Consider the following 25,847-nt stretch of genomic DNA (forward strand, 5'->3'; position numbering starts at 1 on the left):
CAATAGTTTTATTCCAAAGACTCGATCTCTTTTTCGGTATAAAACATTTTTTTATTTTCAGCGATATTCCAAAGATAATGAAATAACTCTTCAAATGTCTTGTTTTGTTTTGTCCAATTCTCATTATATTTAATAATTTTATCAGGGTTTATCTTATTTTCCCGCCATACCTCTCCGTTTGTATGTATATTTTGTGTAAATGCCTGCATTTTATCTATTGCCTGAACAAAACGTGCTTCTTTCGTTTCATTTGCTTCGTATTCATTCCAAAGTTCGTGAAATTCAACTTCTAAATCATCTGGCAACTCACTAAATAATTTTTTGATCGCTTCCTCTTCGCGTTGTTTCTTATTTATTCTAGCAAAAGAATCATGCGCATAAGTATCACCAGCATATATTTCACCAAGATCGTGTATTAATATTAATTTTAAAGCTCGTTCTAGATCAATTTTTTCTCCTATTTCTTTATGTAACAAAAGAGCAAACATACACATATGCCATGTGTGTTCTGCATCATTTTCATGACGATTAGTATGAGAAACTTTTGTTTTTCTTTCAATCGATTTAAACTGATCTATTATCCGTAAAAACTCTATTATTTGTTCCATTCTCATTTCCACATTTGCTAATTCCCTTCTTCAAATACATTTTTAACCCTTATTAACAGTACAAATTAACTTCTCTAACACTTCCGCTACACCATCTTCATCATTAGATTTCGTAATAACATATGCTACTTCTTTTAGTTCATGTATTGCATTTTCCATAGCAATCGGAAAACCGCACGCATGGAAAAGATCTAAATCGTTCCAATCATCACCAAATGCCATTATGCTGCTCATAGGTATTTGACTTTGAACACAAAGATCCATGATAGCTTGTTTTTTAGAAACACCTTTAGCCATAATTTGAATTAAAGTTCCCGAATCAGTACATACAGTGTTTACTTTATGTTCAAATTGCTTTTTTAATTTCTCGTAATACGGATATTGTGTGATTAATAATTTTGAAGCCTTAATTTCTTTCAATTCATCTAACGAAACTACAATTGGATTTACAATTGCATTCATAGCTTTACTATAATCTAGCGTCTTGTTGCTATACCACATATCTTCAGATTCGACAGAAAGACAAGCATCTGAATGATGAGTAATTATATACTCAAAAATTTCATCTGTAATAGCTGATTCAATCGGATAATGTTGTTTGTATTCTGATGTTTTATCAATGATTAAAGCGCCGTTGTAATACACAAACGCCGCCATGTCTTGAAGTTCCTGTGGAAGAAAGGCTTTTACTGAGCGCGGGGGTCTTGCTGTTGCGAAAATAACAGTTATTCCGTTTCTATAACATTCTCGGATCGCTTGTAAGTTTCTTTTCGATACTTCTTTTTGTGAATTTAGTAACGTACCATCTAAGTCTAAAACAATTCCTTTTACATTTGCTATAAGATCCATGTGAACATCTCCTTGTCTGAAAATATCTTTTTCTTATTCTATATATAGTTTGGAAATCCTCTTTGTTTAAACTTAATCATAAAAACAAACAAAAACTTGACAAGAAAATTTATTTATGTTATGATTATTATTTTATCTGTTGATTAGAATCATAAGGCGTGGTAAATTATCATATGTAGTAGTTAACTACTATACAAACACATTTCCTAAGGAGGCTTAATCAATGAAGATTTCAAATGGGGTTGCTGCACTTGAATTAAACATACAAGGTTTCGTCTTACATCCTACACTTATCTGGAATGATGAAGAAGCTGTTTTGATTGATACCGGTATGCCTGGTCAGTTAGAACATATACGTACTGCAATGAATAATCTAGGAGTTCCTTTTGAAAAATTAAAGGCAGTCATTGTAACACATCAAGATATAGACCATATCGGAAGCCTTCCAGAAATACTACAAGCATCCTCTAAGCAAATCGATGTGTATGCACACGAGCTTGATAAACCATATATCGAGGGAAAATTCCCACTTATAAAAACAGACCCTGAGCGTATGGATAAAGAAGCATGGGCATCTCTTCCGAAAGAAATGCAATTGTTATATACGAACCCTCCTAAATGTAATGTAAATCAGATTTTAGAAGATGGACAAGAACTTCCGTATTGCGGAGGCATTCAAGTGATTCATACACCAGGCCATACTCCGGGACATGTTAGCCTGTATGTAAAGAAAAGCAAAACTCTTGTTGCTGGTGATGCGATGATATGTACAGACGGTTCTTTACAAGGACCTGTCCAGAGAACAACGTTAGACATGAATACAGCCCTTGCTTCTCTGCAAAAATATTTAAATTTTAATATCGAATCGGTCATTTGTTATCACGGAGGCGTATGTATGAATACTCCAAAAGAACAAATTCATAATCTTGTAGAGCAAGTTGAGATATAAAACTCGATAATTAAGTATAAGATGTGGTGACTTATTATACTTAAGAAAGTAGTAAAATAAATGTTTTATATAGCGAACGCCTCTTTAAGATTCAACTAAAGAGGCGTTCGCTTTTCATTTAAACTTCCTTTTCTTTTGCTACGATTCATAATCCTGTTACACCACAAAACATAAAGACCGTTTAGGAACAGTTATATCAGATCTTGTACTACAAATCCTGTCATGCCTCCATGGGCCTTTATCACTAATCCTTGTGTATCTTATGGAATATCGAAAATTCATTACTGCATTTTCTGTAAGTTATTTTGTACTTTATGGCACGATTGTTCCTTCTCCCTCTAACATCGAGTTTTGAGAATCTCTTAGCGTATAAAAATATTAAAATGTGTGTGCTATTCCTTATAATCCTCAAATTCTTTATCATCTACTACGTAAGGGTGGGGATCCTCACGGATAAATCGTACCGCATTTAAACCAATCATCTGAGCAGCGATGGAAGTGTTGCCATCTGGTAAAATAGGCGAAACGGAAAGATCAGCAACTTTAAGATTTTTTGTACCAAAGACGTTGAGGAATCCATCTACTACTCCTTCTTGAACCGTCCTTCCCATCTTACATTGCCCTCCAAAATGAAAGAAGTTCGAATAAGACGCCCTAACATAATTCTCAAGTTGCTTTTTTGTGCCTGTCTTGAAGATATTTTCCGGAGGGTATACAACCTCACCTATGCCGTTATTAAGAGTTCGAGCATGCTGAATAATATTGTAAGTATTGATATATTGATCCACAAGAAAATCTAGATCATCACGATTTTGCAACGGATTGAAGGTAAGAGATGGAGGAGCTTCAAGATTGCTATGTGCTGCCATAATCGTACCCTTACTTTTCGGGTTAAGATCTAAAATGCCGAAACTCATGATATTGGTATCACTGGAGCCATCAAAATTCCAACCATTACTGATCACCTCTTGAATGGGAAGAAATAAAGGTACGGGGGCCCCTAACATTTGGAGACGACGACCCTCCAGACTCGCTGGATTCTCTGCTTTAAAGGCACCTAGGGCAATGGGCTGGTCAGGATCAGCCGATAATATCGATACAAGTTGAGATGTCTCTACTCTAACTCCCAGTCCAACATAAGCATGAGTTTGTAGATTGTAACCCACATTTGGGCTTTCTATTAATGTTGATATACCTGCTTTAGCCAAATCGCACGATCTGCCGATTCCTGAACGTTGTAGAATGACTGAGGAAAAAAATCCTGCAGAGACGATAATGCCTTTTCTTGCAAACCTTCTTTGTGAAATACCGTTCTTGACAAATTCAACACCAACCGCAATGTTCAGTCCCTTAATTTCTTTAAATAAGATTTTATTAACAGTTGTTTCAGCTAAAATAACCAACTTTCTTCCATCAACTCCAAACCCATCTGGACGAAACGGGTCTCCTTGACTAACAATATTGTCATTTAAATATCCTGTTGCTGTCGATGAACGAACAAATTGACTATTTTTTTCCTGTTGGGTATATTGTGATTTGTAAAATGTACAATCTCTTACACCTGTATTATAGTCCTCAACAATGTCGATACCCAAAACCTTTGCGGTTGCGTTAGTCAAGGTTTCTATCAGCCCATGAGGAGGAATAAGTTGCTGTCTAACAAAAATAGGACCTTCCGTTCCCCTCTCGTTAGAGCATTGTGTTGCTCCTATATAGGTCTCATTTTTCATAAATAAGGAACGAATCTTGTTGTAACTCCATTGCTCACCAACAAGTTCTCCCCATTTATCATAAAGTTCTTTACTCCCGCGCACTGCATACATGTTATTAATATTTGAGCTTCCCCCAATTCCCCGACCATTTTGTGAAAAAAGCGGACGTTCAATGATTTTCTCTAGATTAGAAGTAACATTAAATGTAAACTTATTATCGCTGGCTAAATGAATTGCATCTGTAATGGAAGCACTGCTTAGCTCATTCGTCATATTTGCTCCTGCATCAAGCACTAATACAGAAGTACTTTTGTCATCCGTTAATTCTTTGGCGATTACTCCTCCGGCAGTTCCGGCACCAATCACGATATAATCAAATCCGGTCTGCTCGGTTGATTGTATAGGTTCTGGAATAGGCTCTGGAATAAGTCCTGGAATGGGTTCTGGAATCTGAATAGGAAATGCCACAGGAATAAAGAAGCCTCTATTTTTTAATGGCATGAATAATCAAGCTCCTTTTTTGTATTTAGTATATTAAATGTAAAAAGAGCATGTTTTCTTGTGCTATTGTCTTTATTTATCCAAAAATATAAGTTCTATACATTTTCAGTTAACATAATATATGATTATTGAAAATTATTTACTTTCAAAAATCCTTTTGTATCAAGGATTTTTCTGATTCTCGGACATTCTGAAATATGCAGGATTTTATATATCGCTGCGGCGGCGCGGCTTTCAGTGTTCAGGTTGTGTGTCGGATATGCCGAAAAATTATATAAAAAAACGCTGATGATAAAAAGTCAGCGTTTTTTTTGTATCCTTTATACATGTAAAATCAACATAATGCGCGTTATTGAAACCAACGATAAAACTTCCATATAAAAAGTAGGAAAATCATGTATCCCAAAAGGGAATATGAATGATGCCATGCTTCGCTATGAATAAACCATCCTAGCTGCTCCGCAAATCGTTCAGAAATACTCATACAAAGTCCAATCAAAATGATAAATATGATTTTTGAAAATGTAGGTAACATTTTCATAATCCACACAAAAATAACAGTGGAAGTAGGTAATATGAATAACGTAAATGCGATATTAATTGTAAATATATGCGGGAAGGGTCTCACTGGAAAGGCATACATTTGTTTATTGACAAATAATAAATCTAAATATGTTCCGATTAAACAAGAGACAATGATCGTGGCTACAATAGCTTTCAGGTTATTCCTCCCCTGCTTCTTCTCGGAGCAAGACATTTTTTTTGACCAAGATGGCAAGCTCAATTTTTTCAAGCGTTTTGCAGTATTCGTTATAAATCTTTCCATCTGTACTTTCTCCCTTATCGATTAAATAATCCATAATGCGCCAGTCTTCAAACCAGTCTTCACTTTCCGCTTCTTCATGATTAAGGTCTTTCCATGCGTATATTAATCGTGGGCTATATAAGCGATTCGCACCTTTTCTTAATTGGCAGTTTTTTATTCGGCGCTCATAAAATGCACGAGAGAATGATTCGTTTACATCATAAAACAAATGCGGCCAGTAGTCTTTTCTTGAACCAGTATGTGGATGATCATGAGTCCAGTTTATTACCCTTTGTAAGATGTTCTCGCGGCGAAATAATAGTGAGTATAATCGTTTTCCGAGTAGAATTCGTTCATGGAGGGAAGTAAAATGTTTCATCGTATCACCGAATAGCAGTGTTTTTTGTTTAGTCTCATCTTTATAAAATGGAAAGAGGATATGATTAAAGCGGGAAAAATCGTAAAGTTTGAATACAATACTATTCAGTACAGTCTTTTTAAAATGTTCATTTTGAATAACCCTTTTTTCTAAATAGCTTTGTTCATTAATAACGGTGGCAATGGCTAATGTATAACGGTCACCTGTTCTCCAAAAATAGTTCCATATCGTTTCCATAAACGTTGATACATGAAAAAAGGGTAGAAGATAGAACAAATTTTTTGCTCTTTTTACACTTTGTTCGTACAACAAAAATTGCGGATATACATCCTGGAAGATTAACCAGTTACCTCGTTCTAAAAAAGAAAAGAAGGTGAGTTGATCTTTCTCTGACAATAGTCTAGTATATAACTCCCCTTTTAAATCGGTCATATTCCAACCGCCATTACGCGATACCATATGTCCAAGCAGTGCCCATTGTATTTCTGGATATCGAAGGTAAAAACGATAATAAGCGTGCGTTCGCGTCACGTTATTTTTGTTGTGCCCACTTGTTTGTTCTTTAATTTTATGAATTAGCATTGTTTCTTCTTCTGTTAACTTCCATGTTTTAACGGGAAGCTGTTTGTTTTCGCATTTTTTCTTTAATTCATTTTTTACATCTAAAAGAGAATGCGGAATTATTTTGGAAAAGTCGTTCCCTTTCTTTTTCCGATCGTTTTGGTGCATTCCTCTTCCTCCCGTTAACATGAATGTTCTTGTATCATTTTATTACGAACGCTGAGAATAAATGATGACTGTTTCTTACTTATTATCGCTATTAAATTAATGGGATAAAATGTAATTTCTACCCTGAGGATAAGATTATTTTTGGGTTTGCTGTTTGTTTCATGTAGTTTTGAAATAAAGTTTGATAAAAAACACCCTCTTCGGTAGTATATCTGTAAGAGGGCATTTTTTACTTTTCTGAATTTTCTTAGGTGTTATATTTTATAAATCCAAAGTTAGGTATGTGAAGAATATGCAAAAGAAAATCCGGATGTGAAAGAAGTGGCGAAAGAAAATTTATTTATTTAAGTGATACGATTACCAGGAGACAATATATAGTTGCAGAGGTTTATTCAGCGAATGGAAAAAGAGTCAATATTATAAAGGTTGAAAGAGAGAATCTTTATATATGTAAGGGCAGATAAAAAGATATTCCACCAACTAAAGGGGTGAAGGTATGGCTAAAAAAACACATATTTTAGTAGTTGAAGATGACAATGAGATTAATCAATTACTATGCAATATTATTAGGAAAAACGGATATTCCCCCCAACCTGTTTTCTCTGGAACTGAAGCAGTTATTTATATTGAAAAACAAGATTGGCAATTAATACTCTTGGATTTAATGCTCCCAGGTATGGATGGGGAAAGGATATTAGAAAAAATAAGTGATACAAAGCAAACACCTGTAATCATAAAGATTCTAGTGAATAAGCTAATCATTTCGAATATCCTACACTGATAATAGGTATCTTTATTTATTATTTTGTAAAATTCATGGCCAACTTATGAGTCAAAAAACACATATCCGCTCAATTATGGAGTAAGTATAGTCATATCGATACAACTTAGTTAAGTCCTTACAATAGATTTCAAGAAGGAATTGTCCGTATGGTAAACAAAAAATTTATGACAATAAGTGAAAAGCGAGTAGCGGATATTACATATATTCACACGTGAAAAAATGCCTTGAAATACACCGACAATCGAATTCTTTATCAGACATTGAAAATACTACTATTTTTCTTCATTAGTATGCAACAAATAGTAGTATTTTCATTATTAGTCTACTAATCTCATTTTATAGAATTCATAAATTAACGCTGTATTTGCTTTCTCCTTCCATAAATTGAAAATATCATTAAAACAAATGTTATCACTAAAAAAACAATTGGCATCCCTAAATCTATAGAACCTTCTACAATCCCCATGAAATCTACATACTTCTGTTTATTCAGTATCCCAACAAACATTAGAGTCATAAATAATGCTTCAAAACTTTTTTTCGTTCCAGTCCAAACTCCTAATACCAACGCAAATGTAGGAATAAACATAGCACCTACAATCCAAGCTAAAAACTCAACTATCTCTCCACTTACTAAATATCTGATGCCAAGTCCACTACCCGTAATTAATGCAATAACAAATCCCGACAGCCAAGAAGCTGGAATTTGCCTATGAATAGGATATGGACTAGAAAAAATAATATCTCTCGTAAAGTATCTCGTTTCACGAACTCCTAAATTCGACCATATCAATATAGGCCAAACCCATGATAATGGGGCAAATAATTCTTTTACCAACCACATCGGCGAAAGAAGGCATAAAATAATTAGCGCAAATGCCCCTACATACCACCACCATTTTTGTTCCTTTAAAACTAATCGGAATTCAGCTAGGAGTAAAGTAAAAAAATTAAAATTCAAAGTAATGTGTGATAATGAAATATCAGGAACCTCCAACCATTTTTTCTTGTTCTCTTTATCACTTATAGTCAATTTCTGTTTTCCGATTTTTTTTGCAAACCCTTTATTTTTTTTGTTTACACTCTTATCAAAGCCTCTAAATAAAAATGATGCGAGAATAATTATTAAGAAAGCGACAACGAGCCAAAACATGCGACTAATTATAATCTCATTCGTCCACTTAAGGCCCGTATATAGAAACGTCTTAAGTGGAGGATCTTCTATCAAAACAATACCATCTGCCATTTGGGCTGATGCTTCTGGATATAATTGTTTATATTGGTCTGTAATACTATTCCAATAAATCTCACGCCCTGTGAAGCCACTAATTGGTATTTCTACACCAAATAAGTGAAAAGTTGTAGTTGAAAAAAACAGCATAACAGATGGTGCCCAGAGAACAAAAAAATAAATGACATTTCCAAATCCACCTTTTAAGAAAGGAATTGTTTCAAATAATATAGCTACAGCAGCTACTACCGTCATTGCTGGCAAGGTAATTATGAATAAAAATGGTAGCAATGTCCCCAGATAAACATTAGTATCCTCCCCTCTTAACCATTGCATTACAATTGCGATAAAAAATGTTACAACAACAATAATAGTTAATACAATAAAGTTACTAATAAATTTACCTAATAAATAATCAAATTTACGCAAAGGGGCTGTAGAGATAATTTGTCCAACTTGCGTTCGACGATCACGATCAATTGGGTTCTTCACCATAAAAAAACCAATTAAAGTGGTAATACTCATGATAGCCAAACTTACTGAAACGCCAATCCATGCAGAATTATACACCCCTCTATATTGACCATCAATTACTAACAAAGCATAACTGGAATCAGCTGGAGGAACAAAAAAATATGCCGCCATTACCGATAAAGCAATAGTTACTAAAAATCCATATCCTCTAGTACGTTCTAAAAAATCCGCACGTGCAATATGATATACAGTTCTAATCATCTACCTTCTCTCCCCCTTTACCAGCTATGCAATATAGATAAGCGTCCTCCATTGCTGGGGCAACAAGTTTTGCAGTAGAATTAGGTGCCTTATTAGATACCACTCGAACATGAACTCCATTACTAATTCGAATTGTACTGCTAATAATCAACTTTTTTCTTAATGTAGGAATATCCTGGTCGGACACTACCATTTCCCAAACCTTACCATCAACTTTCTTTAAAAGTTCTTCTGGACCTGAATGGTGTATCAAATTTCCTTTCGATACTACCGCAATATGCTCTGCTGTTGCTTCTACATCAGAAACAATATGAGTAGAAAAAATTACAATGCGATCTCCAGAAAGATCAGTTAATAAATTCCGAAAACGAACCCTTTCCATTGGATCAAGTCCAACCGTCGGTTCATCAACTATTAAAATTTTCGGATCATTTATTAAAGCTTGAGCAATACCGATTCGTTGTCTCATCCCCCCAGAATATCCTCCTAAAGGACGTTTTCCTGCATCAGTTAAGTTTACCACCTGAAGCAGTTCATCTATTCTTTTTTTCGTATCTTTTTTACTAATCCCTTTAATTGCTGCTATATACTCTAAAAATTCCACGGCATTCAAATGTGGATACACTCCAAAATCCTGCGGCAAGTACCCCAATACTTCTCGAATTGCATTTGGTTTTTTAGAAATGTCTATTCCATTCCATAAAACAGTCCCTGTTGTTGCTTTTGTGATTGTAGCAATGATCCTCATTAATGTTGATTTTCCAGCCCCATTCTCCCCGAGTAACCCTAATACTCCAGGTTTTAACTCTAAATCGAAATTTTTTAATGCCCAAAAGTTATTAGTATATTTCTTTCCTATCCCCTTTATTTCTAGTTTCACAATATCACTTCTCCCTTTTGTATTATATATTAGTAAAATAAGTTGGCATAATCTTCTGATTATTACGTCCGAAAATCAATTCAAGGAATTACCTTGCAACAATATTGATGTTCCCTGAATTTGTATACACTTTAATCGTATCTGTACTTTTTTTAGATGATTTTGGTGCTTGAATAGTTCCTTGTTTGGATTGTAAATCTAAAATACCCATAAATTCACTTGATGGTACTACTATTACATTACCTGATTCAGTTGTTATATCAATATCTCCTATACCTTTCTGTACAACCTTCATATCGCCAGATTGATTTTGAAAATTTCCTTTTCCACTATAATTATTGAATATAGCATTACCTGTCAACGAATTAAATTGCGTATTAGCCACAATATCATTCAATGTAGCATTACCAGATTGGGATTTCAGAAAAAAAGAATTTGCTTGTAATCCCTTAACATAAATCCCCCCTGCATTCGTAGTTATTTTTACATGCTCCACTTTAATATCATTTAAATCTACATCTTTATTTTCTGCATCAACTTTTAATGAATTCAACAAAGTTGCATCAGTTAACGCAACAGTAATATATTGCTTTTGCGGACCAGTTATGTAATCAAGAAAATGATATGCTTTGGGTGTTTGTAAATTTAAATTTAGCGTTTTGTTAATAATAGAAGTTTTTTTTACAATCTCGATACTTTCTTTTGTTATATGTCCCTCAATCTTAATTGAATTTTTATTATTTTGGCTCTGAATAAATTTAATATTAGTATCATACTCAGACGAAATTTCAAGATTTTCTAATTCCTCAGCAGAAAATGTCCATTCGTTTTCATAGCTTGGTAGCTCATTCCCATAATCCAATCCATAAACACTAATTCCTACAATACTGATAATGATACATCCAAATGCTACAAATAATAATTTTTTTATCATGTTCTTTTTTCACCCCCTCTTTTTTAACTTTCGAACAAACCACTTTACATAATATACAGTACTTCTCCATAAAGTTTTTCCTAAAAAAAATAATAGAATTCCAATTAATATACTGACACCTGTCAACCCTATAGATAAAAATAGCTTTGCAGGTTGAAAAATATTGTTCACCACAAAATCTATAATAGCTAATCCTGGACTAATTACAAAAATAACTACTACTCCAACACTCATTAACCAAATAAGCCAAATTACTAATCCAATTGGTAAAAATAATAAATTAAGAAAAATAAACAAACTTTTAGAAAGAATAGATTTCAAAGGAGATCTTTTCAAATTATAATTCTCAAATCGATTTCCAAGCATATCTTTCGCTAAATCATACGGATCTCCAAGATCATTAACGATTTCTTCTTCTGTTTTATTATTCTGTAAACCAAATGCAAAATGAGTTTCATAATCTTTCAACAGTTCACTTTTCTCTTCTTTATTAAGAGTGGAAAGATGGCTTTCCAATATATCCATAAACTGTTTTTTATTCACTAGTAAATTCCTCCTCTATCAAAATTGATACACTTCTTACGAACTTTTCCCATTCAACAATCATCTCCTTGACTAATTTTCGTAATAATAGATAAAGCGCCCCTTCTGCTACCTCTATGTATTTGGAAACAGATTGAGCCAATTCATATCCATATTCGTCATTCTTACGAATTAAAATGAGAACACAGAGCTCTAACACCCCTTTTTTAAATTGGACGTTTAAATTCAATTCAAATTCCTCCTTATGGTGTTCAAGCCACTACTTTTTCATTTATAGTACTAATCAATATTCAGTACTGATAAATACATTATACAATAAATTCCCAAAATATGTAGGTGGAAAATTCAAAATTAAAGGATAATTTATAATACGGGATCATTACACTTAGTTTGACTTAATCATGTTTTTTTCGAGTTGAGGTGGATTTTGGTCTCACTTGTACATCATTGGCTTTCTTCCTTGCCATAATCATAGTGAATATGGATCGCCCTTACTAAATCTACTGAATAAGAATCCACTTTGATCAATCTTTTTTCAAATCTACATTTAACGAACTTCCAAAAGGAGTCCACATCTTCAAGTCCGTGCCCAGCAATAGCCTAACAGGAAAATGGAGGATGAATTTCGGTTAGTTACAGTCTAACTGGTTTGTAAAAACTACTAGTGGGGGGTAATTTTATCCCGCATTGACGGGCAGTAATACTCCCACCTCAAAATTCGGCGAAAGCAAAGAAGTTAGGTGGGAGATAAACTGCCCGTAAAAGCCCGATTGGTTCAACTAATAATCAGTGGGGGATGAAGAAAACCCCCACTGATTAAAGTTTCACTTTATATTGTTGTTATTTAATGTGAAAAAAGATCTTCATTAACGAAGATCTTTTACTTGTTTTGCTGAGGTATTATAAATTTGTCTATATCATTTATAATCCTCTTGAAGAACACTATATATTTCTAAATCAACAATTCCCTTCCCAGACCATAAAGTAGCTTGTCTTAATACTCCTTCTTTTGTGAATCCGTTCTTTAAAAGTACCTTCTTTGATATGTCATTTTCTGGCATAACCTCAGCTTGTATTCTATTTATATGGACATCCTCGAATAAAAACTTCACAACTGCATGAACTGCTTCAGATGCAATCCCTTTCCCCCAGTATTCTTCCGCTAAAAAGTATCCGATTGTGACCATATTTACCTTTCGATTAAAATCCATCGCTTCAATAATTCCAACTAATGTATCACTATTATTCTTTTGAAAAATCCCCCACTTAATTCTACTTTGTTTGTTATAGTCTCTTTCAAAGTGTTGAATCATTTTACTTACCGTCTTCAAATTGTGTTTCGGGATAATTCCACAATATTCAAATACTTTATCGTTACTATAGATTGCATATACGTCCTGTAAATGAACATCTTCAATCTTCTTTAATACTAAATTCGTAGATTCCAAAATCGGAAATTCTTCAAAAGCTATTTCAAGATCCATGTTACTCCCCTTCTTTATAAGTATTAAGCTTTACTTTTGAAATATTTGATCGCTTGGATAAGTAGATGGTAAAGAATTTATATAATCCCAACTTATAATCGTCGCACTATCTCTTCCATGCTGCTGATGTACATGCTGTAATACTTTTTCAATACGATTAGTTAGCTGTATATTCTCTTTATCTGCATAGAGATCTGTATATAAATTGAATGGTTTTTCGTAATATTGTTCCCCGCATTCTAATAGACCATCTGTTACCATTACAATACGGTTATGCCCTGTTCGCAACTCTCGAACCCCAGATGAATAACAAGGAACTGGTAATGAAAATGTATTGATAAAGCCAATCCATTCATAGAAGTGCCGTTGATTCAGAGTGTACTGACCTAATTTATGCAATTCATCATGCAAAAGATATACTAAACAATCCCCAACGGATAACCACCAGAGATAATTTGCTTTTCGTACACAAATTAAACAAGCCGTCTCTCCTTTTATCCGCTGACAAGATTGTTGAAATGATTCAGATTGAAAAATAGATAATATATGTCTTTCCACAGATTTAAATACCGTTTCTATCGGTTCATCTAACAAGATTTTTAAATTAGAAAACTCATTTTGCATCGTTTGTACTAGTAGTGCTGTACTTTCCGCGCTATAATGAGCATCTAAAATCATAGCGAGTTCCCAGTCGTTTTGTGCCCATACTAATGCTCCATCTTCGTTTTTTTTAGCACCAGCGGTTTTGTTTCCGCCATATCTCCCGATGATTACATCGCCGCATTGATCAATTTTCACTTGATCGATACACATCTCTTCATTCCCTACCCATGAAAATTGCAGAACTTTATCCGTTATATTCATATTCATTCACCAAATACATTTTGATCCTTTCGCATAATTGTTCGATGTCTTTTTCTCTTCCTAGAGGTGCCCCTGGCCAAGTTGCAATTTTTGTTGGAGACCAAAACTCTTGCGGTGTGTTCGGATAACGCGGGATAAGATGCATATGCATATGTGGTACGCCATTTCCAGATACAAATGCATAAATATGTTCCGCACCTTCGCATTTTTTTAAAGCCCGGCTCACTCTACTAACAATGAGCCCGAATGCTTGCGCTTCCTTTTCACTTAATTCAGCTAATCCTGGTATATGTCTTTTCGTATCGATCATCAGATAGCCTAAATATGTTTCCTCTTCTTCCCAATAAACATGTCCAACATAGACAAAGTCATCTTCATAAATGACATCGCCTGGTACGGATATCCTTCCTTCGTGTTTCTGACAAATAAAACAGTTTTGATCATGAGAAAACATACATGCACCTCCCGTTTTTAAAATAGAAAAACGTATACATCTAAAGGTACTGCTTGTTCATATATTACTCATCGCCCATTACAGTTGATTCTAAAGCTTCGTTTCTCATTTCCAGTATATATTCCTTTAATACATGCTCTCTCCCGCCATTTTTTTCGTACCAGTCATGAATGCGTTTAAGATGAGCCTCGTCACTTCTAATTTTGGATTCAATTTCTACATAATCCTCGTAACTGTCGTATTCCCATATAGCGAAAATTTCTACGGTATCATCACCATTATCCTTCATCCATCGACCTATAAACCGTGAACCATATTTCAGTTGATTAGGTAAATTTGTTTCATTAAAATGCCTGTTAAAAATCTCAACAAACTCGCTTTTTACAATATAAAACTTTCTTCTATAAAACATAAAATCCACCTGTCGATGACGATCCACCGCCTAATTTAAGCTTTTAGGATTTCTACTAACCGCTCTAACGGCAATGCATGTACTTGTCTCTCTTTTTGTCCTGTTATCGTTTCTGCCATACACATAGAATTAACAATTGCTTCTTGAACAGATTCAATCGCTGCTTCAAAAATAAAATCTAACTGTTCTGATGGAAACATATTGATAGGATAATGTGTTTCATTATCGTAAGAATAACAATTCCCCGTTGAAAAAGTCAGGAAGAAATCTCCGCTACCTTCTTCTCCGATACCGCCTAATTTAGCCATTGCTAGCGATGCTCTTTTTGATATTCTTTCGCATTGTGAAGGTAATAACGGTGCATCCGTTGCTACTGTAACGAGAAGAGAACCTGCATTTTCCGGGGTACTCCACGGTAATGGCACTTCCATTTCATTTAATATACTGCCAACGGGTTTATGATTCATAACAAAATCTTCTCTTCTACCAAAATTGGTTTGTACAAGAGCACCGACTGTATAAGTCCCGGATTCACATTCAATAATACGAGAAGCGGTACCGATACCGCCTTTAAATTCAAAACAAATCATTCCTGTACCGCCGCCGACATTTCCTTCTTCGATTACGCCAGATTTAGCATGAAGGATTGCTTCTTCTAAATCTTCGTATGTCATGGATGTTTTTTCCCAATCACTTAACCATCCATCCCACGTCTCTGCCACTATTCCATTTGAGAAAGGTTCTAAATTTTCAATTCTTCTTGTAGCACGCGAAAGAAAATGATGTGCTAATCCAAGTAAATGACTGCCAGTAAAAACAATCGGAGTTACTAAAGTACCTGTTTCATCAATCCAATGACTCCCTGTGAATTCACCCGTTCCATTAAAAGAAAAAAAACCTGCTGGAAAATGCGATCCAGCTAGATTCCCATTGTTAGGTAGAATAACGGTAAGTCCGGAACAAACATCCTTATCTAAAATCGTTTTGTGACCGACGATTACACCCTCTACATCTGTAATCGCATTACATATTCCTGGTTTTAATTTTCCGATATGAATATCTAAATCTCTTAGTCTTTTTCTTTGCATTGTAGACCCCTTAAATAATATGTATTTTATATATTAGTAACGAAGAATATATAATATTTTCATTCTATTCCATTAATTAGGAAAATTCAATTGTTTATAGAGCAAAACTTCTAATGACGGAATTTTACTGCCTGTTAATCCTTGATAAACCAAAAAAAGAGGTTATTGAGCGTTATATTCAACAACCTCTTTTTTGATATTAACCGATAATTCCGTCTATAATACCGTACGCTTTTGCCTCTTCTGCTGCTAGAGATAATAACTGCACAACAACATTGCTAGGATCATTTTATCCCCTTCACAATAATCAATAAATCTACATAGATTTTCCTTTCAAAATAAGTTCTGTTTTCAAACTATCCTTCGGTAACAACCAACCTTGCTTTTGCAAGGCTTGAATAAATAATTCCCTTTGTTTCCTAGCTGTTTTTTCATCATCAACTTTAAAAGAGACTTCAACAATATAATCCTCTTCTTTATTTCCGGTATGATCTAGCGGCCAAATTTCTATATCTGTATTCAATTTATTATATTTTCCTTGATATCGATCAACTAACACAGGTCCAAAAATATGAGATTGATTCAATATATTTTCAGCCCAATTTTTATATAGCCAATTATTCATTTTGTCTGGAAGCTTATCAATCATCATTTTCCTTGCTTCCTTTTCCCCTGGTAACTGAAGCAGACCATATCCTTTTGCTTGATGACTCTTTTTATTAGAAATGCTTAATGTTTTCTTTTCAAATCCCCAATCAATTTGCGCTTCATAGTTATTAGATTTTTGGTCAAATCCTTCCTTCTTTGCTAGTACTAACGCCTCTTGAATATCATCATTTTGAATTGGATATCTTTTCTTATATGTTAGTTCGAAGTCTTGTTCTGACTCTTTCTTCCGAATCCTTGCTGTCCACCCTGTATCATATAAATCTTTTTCATTCGTATCTAAAAACTGTACATTTATCTTTTCCGAGCTTGAACTAGCTTGAAAATATTCTAGTACAGATTTGTTTAATTTTCCTTTATCGTTTATTACTTGTTCCGGTTTTAATAGTAGCTTTACTTCAAAATTTGGCTCCATTACACTTGCTGCCCCTACTCCGTTCATGCCATATAAATATAAAGAAAAGAAACTGATACAAATACAAATAAGTTTTTTCACAAAATCCTCCCCCTTATATTATTTAAAACTTATTTCTTCAGCTAAAGTAGCCGAATAGATGTGTTTAAATCCACATTCCATTAATTTCTGTTGTAATTGATCAGTATCGTTTTTAGATGCATGAACGAGTAAAGTATATTGGGGCGATATATTTTGAAGCATTTCCTTAACTTCTTCTATACCCTGGTGAACTTTATATGGAATATATTGAGTATTAAGTCCTCGTCCATTTCTTATTTTTTCTGCGAAACTTCCTTTTGCGATATTCCCTGTAAAAATAATGGTATTACGATTGTCCGTTTTTAATTGTTTGTACAAATCCTTCGCATCATCTGTCTGCATATTTGCATCCCGTATAAGAATGATTTGTGCACAATTATTCTTTTGCAGTTTTATCCTTCCGTCTATTAGGAATATATTTCGTACCTCTGTATCTTTTTTTGGAAACACATTTTCTTTTAGCCATTCTGTATATTGTTTCATTTTTTCTAAACCATTTTTTATTTCGCTATCTACGAGTATAGGGATCTCATGATATCGTTTTTGTAAGAGCATTAATAAATCTTGAGCCCTTCCTAATGGAGGAACGGGGAATAAAACTGCACCATTCTTTCTTACTGTTTCGTCTATTTCATCAAATAGCTGGAAAATTCGTTCCTTCTGAGACGTACAATCTGTATGATATCCAGCGTCCAAAATCGCTAATTTTATAGACTTTTTTAAATTCGTAGGTAAATCAGCTCGTAATAAATATGATTCTGGTGTATAGTCTCCAGAATAAAAAACATACGCTCCGTTCATATCCACTAAAAACCACACAGCCCCTAACACATGCCCACTATATCCCCATTGAAAACGTAAGCTAGATGTAACATCAACCCACTCATTTGGACGACTCATTTGATCAATACATATATAATCTAAATTTTCTATATCATATTGATTATATGGTAAGTCTTCTCCTTTTTCTTTATTGTAGCTTTTCCATTTTTCAAAATATAATGGGAGCTGCTGCAGTGTATAACTAGTGATCCAAATTTTTTTCTTATATCCATATTTAGCTAAAAGCGGAAGTCCCATTGTATGATCTTCGTGAATATGGGATATGAAAACTGCTTGTAAAAATGGGACTTTTTCTTTTTCCATTTTGGGATAACAATCTGTACAAGAGCGATTAATGCCACAATCAAACAGAAACGTTTCCGCTTTATTCTCTATAAAGTAGCAGGACCGTCCATATTCTCCAGCTCCTCCCCACACTTTCACTCTCATGAACTTATTCCTTTCTTTTTTTCTTGTAAATATTGAAGAAGTAACAAACAAAGTGTAGTTAGCCCTACTGAAACGACAGCCATAGCCATGCCTACCGAAACATTACCTTGTTCAAACTGGGCAAAAATAAATGTTGCTGATGTTTCCACAGATGGTGGTACTACAAGAAGTGATGCGACCAATTCTCGTATCGAAATAATAAATGTCATGGCCCACCCAGCAAGAATACCCGGAACAATAAGTGGCATGATAATCTTCCGAAATATATATAATGGGCTTCCGGAAAATATATTTCCAGCATATAGAAGCGAATCATCAATTTGTCCTAATGAAGCTTTCACATATTGCACCGTGTATGGCAAAAAGAGTACAACATATGTAACGATAACCATAACCGATGTATTATAAATTGGAAGCGGCATAAATGGTGAGTTCCAAAATAAAATGAGCCCTACAACCATAACAATACTCGGAACTGTATTGGGTAAAATACCGCAAATATCAATAATTTTTTCTGATACTTTCTTTCCCTTTCGAATTATGAGTGCTAAAAACACACCGATAATTGTTGCTATAACTGCTGTTATAAACGAAAAAATGAAACTATTCCATAACGCTTTCATTCCTGAAGATCCATTTGCAAATAATGTTTTATAATGAACTAGGGAGAAATTATCAAAGTGTAAGCCCCCGCCTCTTAATTTGGAGAAAGAGGCAATCAAAATTGAAAAATACGGTATACCGATTGCAATGACGAGTAAACATACAACATATCCCCATGTTAAAATGCGAGAAGTACGAGAAAGAGCGTACTTTTTGGACCATACTCCTTTCCCGCTTACCATTGAATATGAATACTTTTGACTTAGCACATTCTGTATGTACCAAATCATCATACAAGCGCTTAATAATAAAGAAGATAAGGCTGTTGCACTTCCGAAATCAATGGGCCAGCTTGATATGAATTTATGAATCTCTGATGTTAATACGTGAAAACCAATCCTTTTCCCAAAGGTTGCTGGTGTTCCAAATTCCGCAATCGTTTTCACAAAAATAAGGAGCGCTCCCATCGCATAACTTGATAACAGTAATGGAAAGACAATCTTCCTTAACCAATATGCAAAATTCCCCCCATGAACAGCAGCAGCTTCCTCTTTACTGCTGCCAATTTGAAGTAACGTATTTTTTAACATAAAGTATAAGAATGGAAATAAGTGCAAACTCATAATAAGCACCATGCCACCTAAACTAAAAAAGGAAGCTGACACTGTTTTCAAAGATGGAAAGAACTGCTCAAAGTATCCATTAGGTTGCATAAACAAAATCCAACCCATCGATCCAATATAAGGAGGTGTCATAAATGGAATCATAAAAATAATGTCAAGTATACGATACTTTCCTATTTCTGTTTTACTCATAATAAACGCAAGTGGCAGTGCAAATAGTGTTGCTCCCATCACAACAAGCACACCAAGAAGCATAGAATTCATAAAGACTTCTGCTAATCCGCCACTACCAATCACTTCGAATGGTTTCAAAAGATTCCATACACCATCTTCATATACACTAGACAATAAGATAAGGACAATCGGAATGACAATTAACATTGTCACAAGTAGCAACGCTATCGCCATTCCTAGTTGTTTAACTGATATCATTCGACTTAACATATACAATCACCATCTTACTGGAACATTTTTTTGAATTTTTTACTGTCCTCTTCTTGTTCTTTTTGGATTGTTTTCCAATCAATTTGGATTGTTGGAATTTCGTCTGCATTTGGTCGTTTCCCAGCTTTTATATCCTTTCTACCCGGTAACAAATAAGCATCTGAAACAAGCTTTTGTGCTTCATCAGACAATAAATAATCAATAAATTGCTTAGCAGATTCTACATTTTTAGCATCTTTCATAATCCCAGCTACACGCGGGCTGATAACTGTTCCGCTTTTTGGATATACAATGTCTATTGGTTCACCTTTTTCTTTTGCACTATAAACCATATAATCTACACCAGCTAAGACTATATCCTTTGCACCTGTTATAACCGGGTCTAATGCCTCTTGATTTGCACCTGATACTGTAGCTTTGTTTTTCTTAATTTGTTCAAATAAATTCCATCCGGCTTCTCCATTCTTTTTTACATAACCTGTTACAAAATCGAGCGCTGAACCTGATAAAGTTGGATCTGGGATATTTACTTTTCCTTCCCACTCACTCTTCGTCACGTCAGTCCAATCACCGGGCGCTGTTTTTACATTTTTTGTATTATAAACAATACCTAGCGCTGAGGCACTATATCCAAAATAATGTCCATTTTCATCAGACCATTCTGGACGAAGTTGATTTACTTGTTTCGCATCTTTATACGCCATTGTTTGTCCATCCTTTTTTAACCCTTCCATCGCTGGTAAAGATGCTAAGACAACAACATCAACAACTGGATTCTTCTTTTCTGCTTCCATCCTTGCTAAAATCTTTCCGGTTGTTCCTTGAAACATTTCTACTTTTGTTCCTGTTTTTTTCTCGAATTCTTTTTGAATTTTTTCTGCCAATTCTTTTGGACCTGCGCTATATACAACAATTTTCTTTTCATTGTTCTTCTTATTTTTTGCATCGGTACCATTCGTTTTCGTACTGCATCCAGTTATTAAAATGGTAATGAGTAATGTGCATACGATTACAAACTTATGCCAACTGACTTGTTTCATGTGTTTCCCCTCCAACTGTATGAATAAATTTTAACGGTACATATAATGACACCGCTTTTCCAACACTTAACTTAGTATCGTGATAGGCAGTCCATATCCCAAGATGCCCCATGTCTACTTTTACTTCATAATGTCCCCCAAGATATGTAACATATTTGACTCGCCCTGAATATGATTGACATGCATCGCTTTTCGTCCAACTAATATGTTCTGGACGAATCATTTGTTTATTCTTTACAAGCCAGTTTGTTTTCCCAACAAACTGAGCAACAAATTCATGAGAAGGTTGTTCATAAATTTCTTCCGGTCTTCCCTTTTGCAGCACTTCCCCCTGTTTCATCACGATAACTTGATTGGACATCGACATCGCTTCCGTCTGATCATGAGTTACATATAATGCCGTTAATCCGATTGATTGTACAATGTCCATGAGCTCCCATCTCATTTCCTCTCGTAAAATTGCATCCAAAGCACTTAGCGGTTCATCGAATAAAATAAAATGGGGTTTTGTCACAATCGCCCTTGCAAAAGCGACCCGTTGTTGTTGTCCACCCGATAACTCATGAGGATATCTTTTTTCTAATCCTTCTAATCGAACACGTTTAATCACATCCATCACGTTTTCTTGTAAGCGTTCAGTTTGTTTGGAAGCTCGCAAGCCAAATGCGACATTTTCAAATACTGTCATATGGGGCCATAAAGCAAAATCTTGAAAAACCATACCAATTCTTCGTTTATGAGGAGAGATTTTTACTTTTTGAAAAGAAGAATATACACATTTATCTCCAAAGTAAATTTCTCCTCCATCTGGTTCCTCTAGTCCCGCAATCATTCTGAGCAGTGTTGTCTTACCACATCCTGATGGTCCAAGTAATGTTGTAAATTGACCATGTTTCATTACAATATCAAATGGTTTCAATACTTGAGTTGTTCCATATGTTTTTTCTAATCCACGAATACAAATATCCATTTCCCAACCCTGGTTTAAAAAACTTATAAAAATCTATCAAAACGTTGGCGAACCAAGACAAAAGCCAACTACCGAAAAGGAATCTTACCTTTTTCCTGTCCGCAAGGCTATCACCTTCTCATTCACCTACTGTGAAAGAATAACGGCAGGTCCCTGTTAGAAACGGTCTTGTTTTGCGTATAATCATTCATCCGAGTCAACTATACGCAAAGAGATATAAGTTTTAAACCAGGCTCCCTCCCTTCTTGACTGTAAATGTTTTGTTTCATACGTTCATAAAAGGCTTTTCGACCACCGAAAATAACAGGCGGTAATGTACCGTTTGCAATATGTGTTTCATACATCGCAATTGTTTGTTCTAATTTTTGTTTTCGCTTTCGCAAACCGTTTAAACAAACGTCTAATGGTACTTTTTTTGGTCTTTTTCTACCACTTTCATATTCTTCTATTTTTTGTATGGTTTGTTCTAACTTTTTTTGATTGTTTTCTAGATAAACAGGAAGGAGCTCTTTTTGAGAGGAAATGATGGTTTGTGCTTGTAAAACTGCATCTTCGCAATAACGTTTATTTAGGGAATACACGTGCTGTAATTTCTTGATCAATTCTTTATCTTGATGTCCTTCTGTTAAACGATTAAAACTATAACGTTTGGCACTTTCAAATGTACGAATCAAATCAAGAAGTTGTTCCCTTTGTTCTCTTGTGATGGTTTTAATTTTACAAGAACGTGTTGTTTTCATCTATCACTCTCCTTTTATTACACTTTTTGAAACTTTCTTTTATTTTAGCTAAGAAGGTTATATACAATGTTAATCCTTCGTAAAGATTGAGTTAAAAAAACTATAAACAACTGTTTATTTCTATAGATTTTTTCTATAGTTAAAATAAAAAAGGGGAGACTGCTTAATGAATCACTTAAAATTAAAAATTATTATACTTGTGAAAAAATACCAGAAACTAACTATCGTAGCTGATAAACTGGGTGTTAAGCAGCCGACCATTTCATTTCATATAAAAAGTTTGGAAAAAGAATTCGGAGTCCCTTTATTTGAAGTGAGATTAGGTCGATATTTTTTAACAGAAGCCGGTGAAGCATTGTATCATTATGCTTGTAAAATAGATGCGCTTATGAAAGAAGCAAAACGTGTAGTTGCAGAATTTGCGGAGTTTAATAGAGGTTCTCTCACAATTGGATCAAGCTATGTTCCAGCAACATATGTGCTACCACAAATTTTTTATCACTTTCATCATGAGTTTCCAAATGTAAAAGTATCACTTATCGTAAAACCTGCCCCAGAGATCCGTACATTATTACGGAACCATGAAATTGATATTGGTGTTCTTTCCACCGAACCATTCGAAGAAGATACATTAAAACAAACAGTTGTATTAGAAGATGCGCTTGTACTTGCTTTTTCTCCCAATCATGTATTCACAAAAAAATTGAACATATCACTGCAAGACATTTCGAAAGAACAAATTTTGCTTCATCGTCAGTCATCTACAACAAGACGTCTACTCACACAGTGGATGACTGAGCATAATATCGTGTTTCAATCCGAAATTGAACTCGATTCACTTGAAACAATGAAACAAATCTTAAAATATGGAAATGGAATTGCGTTTATTTCGAAACTGGCCATTAAACAAGAAGTAGAACGAAATGAACTCTGTTATTTGCCCATTCCCGATTTCAAATTACAACGGCATATTTATGCGATTTATCATGAAGACCGCTGGAATTCAAAATTAGTGACCTACTGGTTAGAAGCACTTGCATCTTTTCCAAAATAAATAAATCAACCAAACATCGTACAATAGCAATGTTTGGTTGATTCTTTCTACTCTTTATATAAGGTGAAACTTATTCAAACTATTGACTAGATTGTTTTTCAACAGTATGAGAGGTTATTGAACGATATGGTTCAATAACCTCTTTTCAGCTTTAACCGATAATCCCATCTACAATGCCATATGTTTTCGCCTCTTCTGCGCTCATAAAATAATCCCGTTCTGTATCTTTTGCTACTTTCTCAACTGGCTGCCCTGTTTTATCGGCAATAATTTGATTGATATGTTCTTTTAATTTCAAAATCCGTCTTGCTGAAATCTCAATTTCAGTCGCTTGCCCTTGCGTTCCGCCGAGCGGCTGATGAATCATAATTTCACTATTTGGTAAAGCGAAGCGTTTCCCTTCTGCTCCCGATAATAACAATAACGCTCCGAACGAAGCTGCTAAACCAATGCAAATGGTTTGCACATCCGGCTTAATATAATTCATCGTATCTAAAATGGCAAAGCCTGCAGAAGTTGAACCACCAGGACTGTTAATATAAATAGATATATCCTTCTCTGCATCTTCTGCCGTTAGGAATAGTAATTGTGCCACAACACTACTAGCAACTTGATCATTAATTTCTTGCCCAATCATAATGATTCTATCCTTTAATAGCCTTGAATAAATATCATACGAACGTTCTCCAAGTTTCGTTTGTTCTATCACATAAGGAATCGCATTCATGAAAAATCCCTCCACTATTTTAGTTTAAGCAGCACATAAGAAACAGTTGTAAGAAGATTTTTTGTGTAATAAAAGTAACGGTTGTTGTAGTGAGATTTTTGAAAATTGCAGTGTTGGTATGAGTTTTACGAATAACTCAGGCCTTTGTTGTTGAATTGCTTTTACAAGTATTTCAGTTTCTTCTTCCATGTCTTTGAAGGTTACAAAACGTTCCTCTTCTTTTATCATCTTCAGTTTGTTACGTGTTCGGAACAAGGAAGCTTTTACTGCTCCTTCTGACATAGAAGTAATGGCCGCAATATCAGCTAAGCTATATTCAAACACATCCTTTAATAAGAAAATAACAGTTTGCATTTCATTTAAACAAGATAGCATTGTTTCGATTAAATCATATAATTCAGCAACATTTTCATGAGGTTCATAAGAAGCTTCTTTATTACTTTCTTTTTCATAAGCTTTTGTCCGCATATGATCCAGCCATTGATTACGAGCCACTTTGTATAGCAACGTTAAACAAATACTTTGGTTCCATTCTGCATTCATGTATTTCTTCAATACTTTACATATCGTTTCTTGTGCCAAATCTTCTCCGTCCCATGTGCTTTTTGTTAAAAATGTACAATAACGCTTCAGTTCCGCATAATGTTTAATAATGATAGATCTATTTAATTGTTGCATTTCTACATTAGATTGTGAAATCATCTTTCTTTTCGTATTCAAAGTGATCACTCCTTTTAAGCGCGCTTATTTAATAAACGATTTAAAAAAGAAAAAAGTTACGGGTGTTATGAATTTTTTATAATAAGTTTTTCATCCAAGAAATATTGTCGTTCTTATGTTTACCTTTTATAGGGTAAGGTGATAATTATCTTATTCATATTTTATATAAGGAGAGTATAAAATGCCAAAAATAACCGTTCCAGGAAAAGGAACTTTTGAAGTGGAAACAGGAACAAAATTAGTGTTGGCGCTAGAAGATAATGGCGTGAACATTCTTCATCGCTGCGGCGGGAAAGTAAAATGTACAACTTGCCGTGTGGAAATTTTAGAAGGTGATTTTTGTGAACCTGGTAAGATTGAAAAATCTGTATTTGCAGAAAAAGGTGTAGAGGATCACTTGCGTCTATCATGTCAAGTATACGTAAATACAGATATGACAGTTCGTCCAATTTTAACAGTAGAGACATCAGGGATGGACGCTGGACCAAGGCCAACTGAAGATTAACTATATACCATTTAAATTTTTTGACATATAAGTCGCATACAACATG

The 25,847-nt window shown here is 34.5% G+C and carries 25 protein-coding genes and 2 pseudogenes; 4 read left to right on the plus strand and 23 right to left on the minus strand.

Features of this window, described 5'->3' with window-relative positions; all coding sequences use genetic code 11:
- Positions 1 to 8 precede the first annotated feature (8 nt).
- Positions 9 to 608: an HD domain-containing protein gene (locus MR076_RS10740; protein ID WP_242220468.1), complete on the minus strand. Its 600-nt coding sequence runs from the start codon at positions 606 to 608 to the stop codon at positions 9 to 11.
- Positions 609 to 650: 42 nt separating this feature from the next.
- Complete coding sequence (locus MR076_RS10745) at positions 651 to 1,457, minus strand: HAD family hydrolase (RefSeq protein ID WP_242220469.1); 807 nt, start codon at positions 1,455 to 1,457, stop codon at positions 651 to 653.
- Positions 1,458 to 1,680: 223 nt separating this feature from the next.
- Here MR076_RS10745 and MR076_RS10750 point away from each other — a divergent pair, with 223 nt between their 5' ends.
- Complete coding sequence (locus MR076_RS10750) at positions 1,681 to 2,406, plus strand: MBL fold metallo-hydrolase (protein WP_242220470.1); 726 nt, start codon at positions 1,681 to 1,683, stop codon at positions 2,404 to 2,406.
- Between the two features lie 392 nt (positions 2,407 to 2,798).
- Here the strand turns inward: MR076_RS10750 and MR076_RS10755 are convergent, their stop codons facing one another.
- The 3 genes from MR076_RS10755 to MR076_RS10765 all read right to left on the minus strand — a co-directional run bounded on the left by MR076_RS10755 (position 2,799) and on the right by MR076_RS10765 (position 6,532).
- Positions 2,799 to 4,619 carry a GMC family oxidoreductase gene (locus MR076_RS10755; RefSeq protein ID WP_242220471.1) on the minus strand — a complete coding sequence of 607 codons (1,821 nt, stop codon included), beginning with the start codon at positions 4,617 to 4,619 and terminating at the stop codon, positions 2,799 to 2,801.
- Positions 4,620 to 4,968: 349 nt separating this feature from the next.
- On the minus strand, positions 4,969 to 5,376 hold the full coding sequence (locus tag MR076_RS10760) for a CBO0543 family protein (protein ID WP_242220472.1): 408 nt from the start codon (positions 5,374 to 5,376) through the stop codon (positions 4,969 to 4,971).
- Entirely contained in the window at positions 5,342 to 6,532 is a 1,191-nt protein-coding gene (locus tag MR076_RS10765) for a DUF2515 domain-containing protein (protein ID WP_242220473.1), read from the minus strand. Before MR076_RS10765 ends, MR076_RS10760 begins: the two co-directional genes overlap by 35 nt.
- 496 nt (positions 6,533 to 7,028) lie before the next feature.
- On the opposite strand from MR076_RS10765, the gene MR076_RS10770 reads away from it, so the two are divergent.
- Positions 7,029 to 7,313, plus strand: a complete 285-nt coding sequence (locus MR076_RS10770) for a response regulator transcription factor (RefSeq protein WP_313897325.1) — start codon at positions 7,029 to 7,031, stop codon at positions 7,311 to 7,313.
- Between the two features lie 355 nt (positions 7,314 to 7,668).
- On the opposite strand, the gene MR076_RS10775 is transcribed toward MR076_RS10770, so the two are convergent.
- From MR076_RS10775 to MR076_RS10850, 16 genes and pseudogenes are all read right to left on the minus strand, one after another.
- A complete protein-coding gene (locus MR076_RS10775) occupies positions 7,669 to 9,282 on the minus strand; it encodes an ABC transporter permease (protein ID WP_242220474.1) in 1,614 nt (537 codons plus the stop codon).
- Positions 9,275 to 10,162 (minus strand): ABC transporter ATP-binding protein, encoded by an 888-nt coding sequence (locus MR076_RS10780; RefSeq protein ID WP_242220475.1) that lies wholly within the window; start codon positions 10,160 to 10,162, stop codon positions 9,275 to 9,277. Before MR076_RS10780 ends, MR076_RS10775 begins: the two co-directional genes overlap by 8 nt.
- A gap of 88 nt (positions 10,163 to 10,250) precedes the next feature.
- A complete protein-coding gene (locus MR076_RS10785; protein ID WP_242220476.1) occupies positions 10,251 to 11,096 on the minus strand; it encodes a DUF4097 family beta strand repeat-containing protein in 846 nt (281 codons plus the stop codon).
- Positions 11,097 to 11,105: 9 nt separating this feature from the next.
- Entirely contained in the window at positions 11,106 to 11,639 is a 534-nt protein-coding gene (locus MR076_RS10790) for an HAAS signaling domain-containing protein (protein ID WP_242220477.1), read from the minus strand.
- Positions 11,632 to 11,868, minus strand: coding sequence for a PadR family transcriptional regulator (locus MR076_RS10795; RefSeq protein WP_242220478.1), 237 nt, complete (start codon positions 11,866 to 11,868; stop codon positions 11,632 to 11,634). Before MR076_RS10795 ends, MR076_RS10790 begins: the two co-directional genes overlap by 8 nt.
- A 688-nt stretch (positions 11,869 to 12,556) precedes the next feature.
- On the minus strand, positions 12,557 to 13,123 hold the full coding sequence (locus tag MR076_RS10800; RefSeq protein ID WP_242220479.1) for a GNAT family N-acetyltransferase: 567 nt from the start codon (positions 13,121 to 13,123) through the stop codon (positions 12,557 to 12,559).
- 30 nt (positions 13,124 to 13,153) lie between these two features.
- A complete protein-coding gene (locus MR076_RS10805) occupies positions 13,154 to 13,993 on the minus strand; it encodes a PP2C family serine/threonine-protein phosphatase (protein WP_242220480.1) in 840 nt (279 codons plus the stop codon).
- Complete coding sequence (locus tag MR076_RS10810) at positions 13,971 to 14,441, minus strand: HIT family protein (RefSeq protein WP_242220481.1); 471 nt, start codon at positions 14,439 to 14,441, stop codon at positions 13,971 to 13,973. The genes MR076_RS10805 and MR076_RS10810 overlap by 23 nt, the downstream gene beginning before the upstream one ends.
- Before the next feature lie 64 nt (positions 14,442 to 14,505).
- Positions 14,506 to 14,853: an NIPSNAP family protein gene (locus tag MR076_RS10815; RefSeq protein ID WP_242220482.1), complete on the minus strand. Its 348-nt coding sequence runs from the start codon at positions 14,851 to 14,853 to the stop codon at positions 14,506 to 14,508.
- A gap of 35 nt (positions 14,854 to 14,888) precedes the next feature.
- Entirely contained in the window at positions 14,889 to 15,941 is a 1,053-nt protein-coding gene (locus tag MR076_RS10820) for a P1 family peptidase (RefSeq protein ID WP_242220483.1), read from the minus strand.
- A gap of 316 nt (positions 15,942 to 16,257) precedes the next feature.
- Positions 16,258 to 17,099: pseudogene (locus MR076_RS10825) on the minus strand (hypothetical protein); the annotation flags it as partial.
- Positions 17,100 to 17,121: 22 nt separating this feature from the next.
- Positions 17,122 to 18,375, minus strand: a complete 1,254-nt coding sequence (locus tag MR076_RS10830; protein ID WP_242220484.1) for an MBL fold metallo-hydrolase — start codon at positions 18,373 to 18,375, stop codon at positions 17,122 to 17,124.
- Entirely contained in the window at positions 18,372 to 20,045 is a 1,674-nt protein-coding gene (locus MR076_RS10835; RefSeq protein WP_242220485.1) for an ABC transporter permease, read from the minus strand. The genes MR076_RS10830 and MR076_RS10835 overlap by 4 nt, the downstream gene beginning before the upstream one ends.
- A 14-nt stretch (positions 20,046 to 20,059) precedes the next feature.
- Positions 20,060 to 21,085 (minus strand): ABC transporter substrate-binding protein, encoded by a 1,026-nt coding sequence (locus MR076_RS10840; protein WP_242220486.1) that lies wholly within the window; start codon positions 21,083 to 21,085, stop codon positions 20,060 to 20,062.
- A complete protein-coding gene (locus tag MR076_RS10845) occupies positions 21,063 to 22,055 on the minus strand; it encodes an ABC transporter ATP-binding protein (protein WP_242220487.1) in 993 nt (330 codons plus the stop codon). The genes MR076_RS10840 and MR076_RS10845 overlap by 23 nt, the downstream gene beginning before the upstream one ends.
- A 233-nt stretch (positions 22,056 to 22,288) precedes the next feature.
- Positions 22,289 to 22,795 (minus strand): annotated as a pseudogene (locus MR076_RS10850) (IS200/IS605 family accessory protein TnpB-related protein); the annotation flags it as partial.
- Positions 22,796 to 22,961: 166 nt separating this feature from the next.
- Here MR076_RS10850 and MR076_RS10855 point away from each other — a divergent pair.
- Complete coding sequence (locus MR076_RS10855) at positions 22,962 to 23,849, plus strand: LysR family transcriptional regulator (protein ID WP_242220488.1); 888 nt, start codon at positions 22,962 to 22,964, stop codon at positions 23,847 to 23,849.
- 151 nt (positions 23,850 to 24,000) lie between these two features.
- Here MR076_RS10855 and clpP read toward each other — a convergent pair whose 3' ends face one another.
- Positions 24,001 to 24,576 carry an ATP-dependent Clp endopeptidase proteolytic subunit ClpP gene (clpP, locus tag MR076_RS10860; RefSeq protein WP_242220489.1) on the minus strand — a complete coding sequence of 192 codons (576 nt, stop codon included), beginning with the start codon at positions 24,574 to 24,576 and terminating at the stop codon, positions 24,001 to 24,003.
- A 24-nt stretch (positions 24,577 to 24,600) separates the two neighbouring features.
- Positions 24,601 to 25,296, minus strand: coding sequence for an RNA polymerase subunit sigma-70 (locus tag MR076_RS10865; protein WP_396021693.1), 696 nt, complete (start codon positions 25,294 to 25,296; stop codon positions 24,601 to 24,603).
- 181 nt (positions 25,297 to 25,477) lie between these two features.
- Here MR076_RS10865 and MR076_RS10870 point away from each other — a divergent pair, with 181 nt between their 5' ends.
- A complete protein-coding gene (locus tag MR076_RS10870; RefSeq protein ID WP_242220490.1) occupies positions 25,478 to 25,801 on the plus strand; it encodes a 2Fe-2S iron-sulfur cluster-binding protein in 324 nt (107 codons plus the stop codon).
- Positions 25,802 to 25,847 lie beyond the last annotated feature (46 nt).

Origin of the sequence: Bacillus cereus group sp. BfR-BA-01380, assembly GCF_022663535.1 — a bacterium.
GTDB classification, from domain to species: Bacteria; Bacillota; Bacilli; order Bacillales; family Bacillaceae_G; genus Bacillus_A; species Bacillus_A cereus_BB.